This is a genomic window from Actinomycetospora sp. (assembly GCF_055612215.1).
Window position 1 is genome coordinate 1 of record NZ_JBVPVA010000369.1, and the last position, 6828, is coordinate 6828.

Below are 6828 nucleotides of genomic sequence, written 5' to 3' on the forward strand. Positions count from 1 at the left end.
GTCGAACCCGGACTCCCGCGGCACGCCGTCCATCCGCCCGCCGAGCCCGGTCACGACGTTGCGCAGCGCGCGGTCGTTGACGTCGAGCACGCGCCGCCACGTCACCCGGTACGGGTCCAGCCCGGACGCGTTGCCCTGGTAGAGGTGGTTGTCCAGCACCGCGGAGAGCATGTTGTGGGCACTGGTGACGGCGTGGAAGTCGCCGGTGAGGTGGAGGTTGAACTTCTCCATCGGGACGACCTGCGAGTAGCCCCCGCCCGCGGCGCCGCCCTTGATCCCGAACGTGGGCCCCATCGAGGGCTGCCGGATCGCGACGACGCCGCGGCGGCCGATGTGCGAGAACGCCTGGCCGAGCCCGACGGTCGTGGTCGTCTTGCCCTCGCCGAGCGGCGTCGGGGTGATCGCGGTCACGACGACGTACTTCGCGCGCGGCCGGTCGGCCATCGCCTGGATCGCGTCGAGCTCGATCTTGGCGACGTCGCGGCCGTGCATCTCCAGCAGGTCCAGCGGCAGGTCCATGGCCGCGGCGACCTCGTCGAGCGGCTTCAGCGTCGCCTTCTGCGCGATCTCGAGGTCCGACGGGATGCTCATGCCGATCACACAAGCAGACGCCGCGTCCGCCGTCGACGCGGGAGCCCGGGGAGCGGCCGACCGCCGCGGGGAGGCGTCGCCCACGCCGACGGGCCACGGGCGCCCTCGTCCGTCATCGTCTGCGGGGTGGCGTTCGCGACCCTCCTCGGCCAGATCGGGCCGGTGTTCGCCGTCATCCTCGTCGGCGTCGTGCTCTCGGGGAGCGAGCGCTTCGGCGACTCCGCGGCGGCGGTCCTCAACGACGTCGTCTACTACGTCGCGCTCCCCGCGCTGATCTTCGTCTCCACCGCGACCTCCGACCTCTCCGCCGGCATCCCGCCGATCGCGCTGGCCGTGGGCATGGGCGTGGTGCTGGTTGCCTACGGGCTCGGCGCCGCCACCGCGTTGCTGTCCCGCACCGGGGGCCGCGAGGCCAACGCGGTCGGGCTGGTCGCGGGCTGGGGCAACGTCGGCTACCTCGGCATCCCGCTCACGACGGCGGTGCTGGGTCCCGCCACGGCGCTGGCCGCGTCGTTGGTCTCGACGCTGCACACGGCCCTCGCCGTGACGATCTTCCTGGTGGTGGCCACCCTCGTCGACCACGACCGCGACGACGGGCACCCCACCCGCGGCACGCTCGCCCTGACCCTGGGTCGGCGGGTGCTCGGCAACCCGGTCGTCGTCGCCATCGTCGCCGGGGTCGTGGCGGCGGCGCTGCGGGTGCGGCTGCCGGCGCCGGTGGTGAGTGCGGTCGGGCTGCTCGGCGACATGGCCGCACCCGGCGGCCTGCTCGCACTGGGGATCCTGCTGCGCGGGGCGCTGCCCGCGCTGCGCGTCGGCCGCACCCGGCTCGCCGGGATCGCGGGGTGCGCCCTGGTGAAGCTCGTGGTGATGCCCGCGCTGGCGATCGGCGCGGTGCACCTGTTCGCGGTCCCGGCCCCGTGGGCTGCGGTGCTGGTCGTGATGTCGGCGCTGCCGGACGCCGCCACGGTCTTCGTGCTCACCGCGCAGTACCGGACCTGGTACCGCGAGAGCACGGCGGTGGTCGTGCTGACCACCGCCGGCTCGGTGGTGACACTGCCGGTGGTGCTGAGCCTGGCGCTCTGACTCAGGAGCCGGAGGCGTCCTGCCAGAGCCGGCGTCGTTCCTCGTGGGTCCGCGCGTCCGAGATCCGGTCGACGAGTCGCGCCTGCTCGTCGCTGGCGGCGCCCTGGGCGACGGCCCGCTCGGCGTCGGCCATGTCGCGGTCGGCGCGGGCCTCGTCGACGTCGCCGGGGGTCGGGTTGACGTACCCGCGGTGGGCGTCCTGCGGTTCGGTGGTGCGGCCCGTCGCCCCGGGGGTCCGCTTCGTCGTGATGGCCACGTTCCTCATCCTCCGTCCGCCGGTCGTTCCGGCTCCGGGGCCTGCTCTGGCCCCGTCGTGGGCTGGGTAGGCGCGATGTGCGCGCGACAATCGGCGCTGTGTCGTACGAGACGCCGTGCCCGGCCGCGGCCGTGGTCCTCGCGGGCGGCCGTTCGCAACGCATGGGGACCGACAAGGCCGGGCTGCCCTGGGGCGACCGCACCCTGCTCGAGCACGTGGTCGGCGTGCTGGCCGCCGCGGTGACCGGCCCGGTGGTGATCGTCGGCACGGTGGGTGCGCCCCGGACGGTGGACGGGGCCCGGGTCGAGCCGGCCCGGGTCGTCTCCGTGACCGACGACGAGCCCGGGCGCGGGCCCCTGCAGGGGCTGGCGACCGGGCTGCGTGCGGCCGCTGCCCGGGACGAGGCCGTCGCGTTCGTGTGCTCGGTCGACCTGCCCCTGATCAACCCCGCGTACGTGGCGGCCGTGCTCGCCGCGCTCGGGGAGGCCGAGGTCGCGCTGCCGGTCGTCCACGGCCACCGCCAGCCGCTCGCGGCCGCCTACCGGACCGCGCTCGGCGACCGGGCCGCCGCCCTGCTCGCCGCCGGCGCGCGCCGCCCGGGCGACCTGTTCGCCGCAAGCGTCGTCCGGGAGCTGAGCGCCGCCGACCTCCTCGCCGACCCGGACCTGCACGCCGCCGACCCGGAGCTGGACGCGGTGCGTGACGCGGACACCCCGCAGGAGTACGCGGCCCTGCGCCGGCGCACCCCCGGCCCGTGCGGGTGACCCCACCCGGCGGGCGCACCGCGCGCGTCCGTGACACCGTGCTGGCGTGCGGAGCGGCCACGGGACGGAGCGGGGACCGGTGACGGCGCTGCGCGGCCTCCTCGTCGCCCTGGCCGCCCTGCTCGTCCTCGTGGGCTGCTCCACGGGCCCCGCGGACATCCCCTCCGGCCAGTCCTCCGACGGCGCCGCCACCCAGGGTCCGATCGCCGAGGTCCGCTCCCCCGACGCCGCCCGCGCCAAGCTGGCCCTCGCGCTCGCCGACCCGTGCTACTCCTCCCCCGACCCGCGCGCGGTGTGGCCGCGTTGCGGGCGCTGGGTCGAGGAGAGCGCCTCGACGGCCCGGACGGCGACCAACGCGCTCCCCGACGACCCCGCGGTCACCGGTGCGGTCGCCGCCGTCGCGGCCGCGCACGACGACTTCGTCGCCCGCGGCTGCCCGGGGACCGGCCCGACGGTGCCGCTGGACGCCAACAGCTGCATCGGGGCGCTGACCACGGTGCGCGGCGCGATGGGCCGACTCTCGTCCGCGCTCGGCCCGCCGTCCTGACCGCCGCGGTGCCCGGCCCGCCCCTACGCTTGCCGCCCATGGCCAGCCTCTCCGAGCCCGACGTCCGCGCGTTCCTCTCCCACGGCACCCGCACCGGCAAGCTCGGCTGGACCGCCCGCGACGGCCGGCCCCTGGTCGCCCCGATCTGGTTCCTGCTCGAGGGCGAAGGCGCGGACAGCACGCTGGTGTTCAACACGGCCGCCGAGACGGCCAAGGGGCGGGCACTGGCCCGCGACCCGCGGGTGGTGCTCTGCGTCGACCTCGAGGAGCCGCCGTTCGCGTTCGTCCAGGTCCAGGGCACCGTCACGCTGACCTCGGATCCGGACGAGCTGCGGCGCACTGCCACCGAGCTCGGCGCCCGCTACATGGGTGAGGACCGGGCCGCGGAGTTCGGGCGGCGCAACGCGGCGCCGGGCGAGCTCGTCGTGCGCATCATCCCGACGAAGGTCGTCGCCACGCTGGACATCACCGGGTGAGCCCGCAGCGTCCCGCGCTGGCCGCCGCGCTCGACCTCGAGGCCCACCCGGAGGGCGGGTGGTTCCGGCGCATCTACGAGTCGGTCGTGACCGTCGAGCCGCCCGGGTACGGCGCGACCCGCCCGTCCGCGACCGCGATCCACTACGTCCTCGGCCCCGGCGAGGAGTCGGTGTGGCACCGGGTGCGCTCCGACGAGCTGTGGTTCTGGCACCGCGGCGCCGCGCTGGAGCTCCGGCTCGGCGGGGACGGCGACGCCCCGGCGGACCCCGGTACGACCTACGTCCTCGGCTCGGGGGCCGTCGACGGCGAGCGGCCCGCCCTGCTCGTCCCTGGAGGCCACTGGCAGCGGGCGACGCCGCGGGCGGGAGGTCCCGACGACGGCGCGGTGCTGGTCAGCTGCGTCGTCTCGCCGGGCTTCGACTTCGCGGACTTCACGACGGCCGGCTGAACCGACCCGCACGCGGGGCGGGCTCAGCCCGCCTCCGGCTCCTCCGCCGGGGCCTCGGCCGGCGCTTGGGCCGCCGGCGGCTGCGCGGCCGGGGCCGGCACCGCGGGCGCGGCCGGCTCCGCCGGGGCGGGGGCCGGCACGGCCGGCGTGGGCGCGGCGGGCGCCGACGTCGGGACCGAGGCGGACGGCTTCGCCGGTCCGTCGTCGCCGCGCGTCGGCTTCGACGTCGTCGTCGGGCTGGCCGACGTGCTGCTCGCCTGCTGGCCCTCGCCGGTGGCCGTCTCGCCCGGGTCGGTCCCCGCGACCGGCACGAACTGGCCGAACGTCTGCTTCGGCGTGCCCTGCGTGGCGCCGTCCATGAACGTCTGCCAGATGTCGCTGGGGATGCCGTGCCCGTAGATCGGTCGCCCGTCGGCGTACTGGATCGGGGTGTTGTCGTCGGTGCCGACCCACACCGAGGCGACCAGGGACGGCGTGTACCCGACCATCCAGGCGTCGTTGTTCTGGTTCTCGACGTGGGACTGGACGGTGCCGGTCTTGCCCACGGCCGGACGCCCGCCCGACAGCGAGGCGCCGTCGTAGGTCGGGACGTCGCTCATCGCCTCGGTGACGTTGCGCGCGACCTTCGCGTCGATCCGCGGCTCGCCCTGGGGGGCCGCGTGGTCGTAGAGGACCTCGCCGCTCGCCGTCGTGACCTTCTGGACCAGGTGCGGCTTCTGGTAGACGCCGTCGTTCGCGAACGTCGCGTAGGCCCCCGCCATCTCGAGCGGCGTGACCTCGACGTTGCCCAGCGCGATGCCGCTGTTGGGGTCGTCGAGCTTCGCCGAGATGCCGGCCTGGTGGGCCGCGTTCGCCACCGCCTGCGGGCCGACCTCGTTGCCGAGGGCGGTGAAGACGACGTTGTTCGACAGCGTCATGGCCTGCTTGAGCGAGCAGCTCGAGCAGTCGGCGCCCTCGACGTTGCGGACCGTCTTGCCGGGGATCTGCTGGCCGTCGAACTGCGTGCTGATGCCGATCGGCGGGTCGTGCTCGAGGGCGGCGAGCATGACGAAGGGCTTGAACGTCGAGCCCGCCTGCTTCTGCACCTGGGCGTAGTCCAGCCCGGCGCCGTTGTCCCCACCGAAGTAGGACAGGACGTCACCGGTGCGCGGGTCGACCGAGACGGCGGCGGTCCGCAGGTTCCCGGGCTTGTCCTTCATCTCGCGGTGGACGGCGTCGACCGCCTCCTGCTGTGCCTTCGGGTCGATCGTCGTCTGGATCTGCAGGCCCTCGGTGACCAGCGCGTCCTCGTCGATGCCGAGCGAGCGCAGCTCGTCCTTGACGGCCGAGTAGATGTGGCCGCGGGCGTCGTCGGGGACCCCGTTGACCTGCTTGCGGGGCGGGGCCGAGGTCGGGAAGCGCGCCGCGGTCCGCTCGGCCGGGCTGAGCCACCCGGAGGAGACCATGCCGTCCATGACGTAGTTCCACCGGCGCTGCGACCCGTCGAGGTTGACCGCCGGGTCCCACTGCGAGGGCGCCTGGATCAGGCCCGCGATCATCGCGCCCTCGGCGGGGGTGAGGGCCTCGACGGGCTTGTTGAAGTACGCCTGCGAGGCAGCCTGGATGCCGTACGCGCCCCGGCCCAGGTAGATGCTGTTGAGGTAGTCCTCGAGCACCTGGTCCTTGGTGTACTCCTGCGTGATCTTCGCGGAGATGATCAGTTCGCGGAACTTGCGGAAGTACGAGTGCTCGTCGCCGACCATCGCGTTCTTCACGTACTGCTGCGTGATCGTCGAGCCGCCGCCCGCGCCGCCGGTGACCTGCTTGAGGGCCGCGTGGACGATGCCGGTCAGATCGAAGCCGGAGTTGGTGTAGAACGTCCGGTCCTCGGCCGAGAGCACCGCGTGCTGCACCGGCAGCGGGATCTGCGCGATCGACACCTTCTGCCGGTTGCCCTGCGCGCTGGGCGCGACGCGCGCGAGCACACTGCCGTCGGAGAAGGAGACGGTGTTGAGCTGGCTCTCCACCGCGGCGTCGGCGTTGGGGACCGGGATGAACAGCCAGCCCAGCGCGAGGCTCAGCACCGGGGCGCCGACCGCGGTGGCGAGCAGCGCGTAGCCCGCCCGCCGACGTCGGCGCCAGAGCCGCGCCGAGGCCGTGAGCGACGCGACGTCCTTGCCGTCGAGGTAGGCCTGCACGTGGTCGTCGACCCAGTGGCCGGCGGCCACGAGGTGCTCGCCGCCGGGCCAGTGGCGGACCTTCGCGGCGACGGCGACGACGAGGGCGGCGACCGCCGCGGCGACGCGTCCGCGCGGCGGCGCCGGACGGGAGCCGGCCTCCCGGTCCGCGCCGCGCCGGGTGGCCGCCCGGCCGGCGGACCGCCCGGTGGAGCGGGTGCCGGAGCGGGCGGCGGCCCGGCCGTGGCCCGCGGCGCGGGTGAGGCCCTCGCGCCCGGCGGCGCGGCGCTCGGCGCGCGTCTGCGTCGACTGCGGGACCCCGCCGGTGCGCCGGCCCGTGGAGCCCGGGCGGCCGGTGGAACCGGGGCGGGCGGTGGTGGTCGCGGCGCCGGTGGCGGTGGCGGTGGACCCGGCCGCGTCGCGGGGGCGGCCGCCCTGCTCGTCGTCCGGGCGGTCCGGGGCGTCCCCGACGGCCGGGGCGATCGCGGTGCCCTCCGCGGTGC

Annotated in this window: 8 protein-coding genes; 5 read left to right on the plus strand and 3 right to left on the minus strand. The window is 75.5% G+C overall.

The genetic code is table 11. From position 1 onward, the window contains the following. Nucleotides 1-591 (minus strand): formate--tetrahydrofolate ligase (locus tag AC0CYZ_RS10520; RefSeq protein WP_472214988.1); only part of this gene is annotated, 591 nt, incomplete at its 3' end. 126 nt (nt 592-717) lie between these two features. On the opposite strand from AC0CYZ_RS10520, the gene AC0CYZ_RS10525 reads away from it, so the two are divergent. Beyond that, nucleotides 718-1677 (plus strand): AEC family transporter, encoded by a 960-nt coding sequence (locus AC0CYZ_RS10525; RefSeq protein ID WP_472214990.1) that lies wholly within the window; start codon nt 718-720, stop codon nt 1675-1677. Nucleotide 1678: 1 nt separating this feature from the next. Here the strand turns inward: AC0CYZ_RS10525 and AC0CYZ_RS10530 are convergent, their stop codons facing one another. Further along, nucleotides 1679-1933 carry a hypothetical protein gene (locus AC0CYZ_RS10530; RefSeq protein WP_472214992.1) on the minus strand — a complete coding sequence of 85 codons (255 nt, stop codon included), beginning with the start codon at nt 1931-1933 and terminating at the stop codon, nt 1679-1681. 98 nt (nt 1934-2031) lie between these two features. Between AC0CYZ_RS10530 and mobA the strand changes: the two genes are divergently transcribed. From mobA to AC0CYZ_RS10550, 4 genes are read left to right on the plus strand one after another with little or no spacing between them, the layout of a single operon-like run. Beyond that, a complete protein-coding gene (gene mobA, locus AC0CYZ_RS10535) occupies nt 2032-2697 on the plus strand; it encodes a molybdenum cofactor guanylyltransferase (RefSeq protein WP_472214994.1) in 666 nt (221 codons plus the stop codon). Between the two features lie 46 nt (nt 2698-2743). Beyond that, nucleotides 2744-3244, plus strand: a complete 501-nt coding sequence (locus tag AC0CYZ_RS10540; protein ID WP_472214996.1) for a hypothetical protein — start codon at nt 2744-2746, stop codon at nt 3242-3244. A gap of 38 nt (nt 3245-3282) precedes the next feature. Continuing rightward, nucleotides 3283-3720 carry a PPOX class F420-dependent oxidoreductase gene (locus tag AC0CYZ_RS10545; RefSeq protein WP_472214998.1) on the plus strand — a complete coding sequence of 146 codons (438 nt, stop codon included), beginning with the start codon at nt 3283-3285 and terminating at the stop codon, nt 3718-3720. Next, a complete protein-coding gene (locus AC0CYZ_RS10550; protein ID WP_472215000.1) occupies nt 3717-4169 on the plus strand; it encodes a cupin domain-containing protein in 453 nt (150 codons plus the stop codon). The genes AC0CYZ_RS10545 and AC0CYZ_RS10550 overlap by 4 nt, the downstream gene beginning before the upstream one ends. Nucleotides 4170-4192: 23 nt before the next feature. Here AC0CYZ_RS10550 and AC0CYZ_RS10555 read toward each other — a convergent pair. Next, a partial coding sequence (locus tag AC0CYZ_RS10555; protein ID WP_472215003.1) for a transglycosylase domain-containing protein occupies nt 4193-6828 on the minus strand: 2636 nt, incomplete at its 5' end.

Bases quoted from the DNA above. Each gene is read 5' to 3' on its own strand.
- AC0CYZ_RS10545 (WP_472214998.1), top strand. From the start codon at position 3,283: ATGGCCAGCCTCTCCGAGCCCGACGTCCGCGCGTTCCTCTCCCACGGC.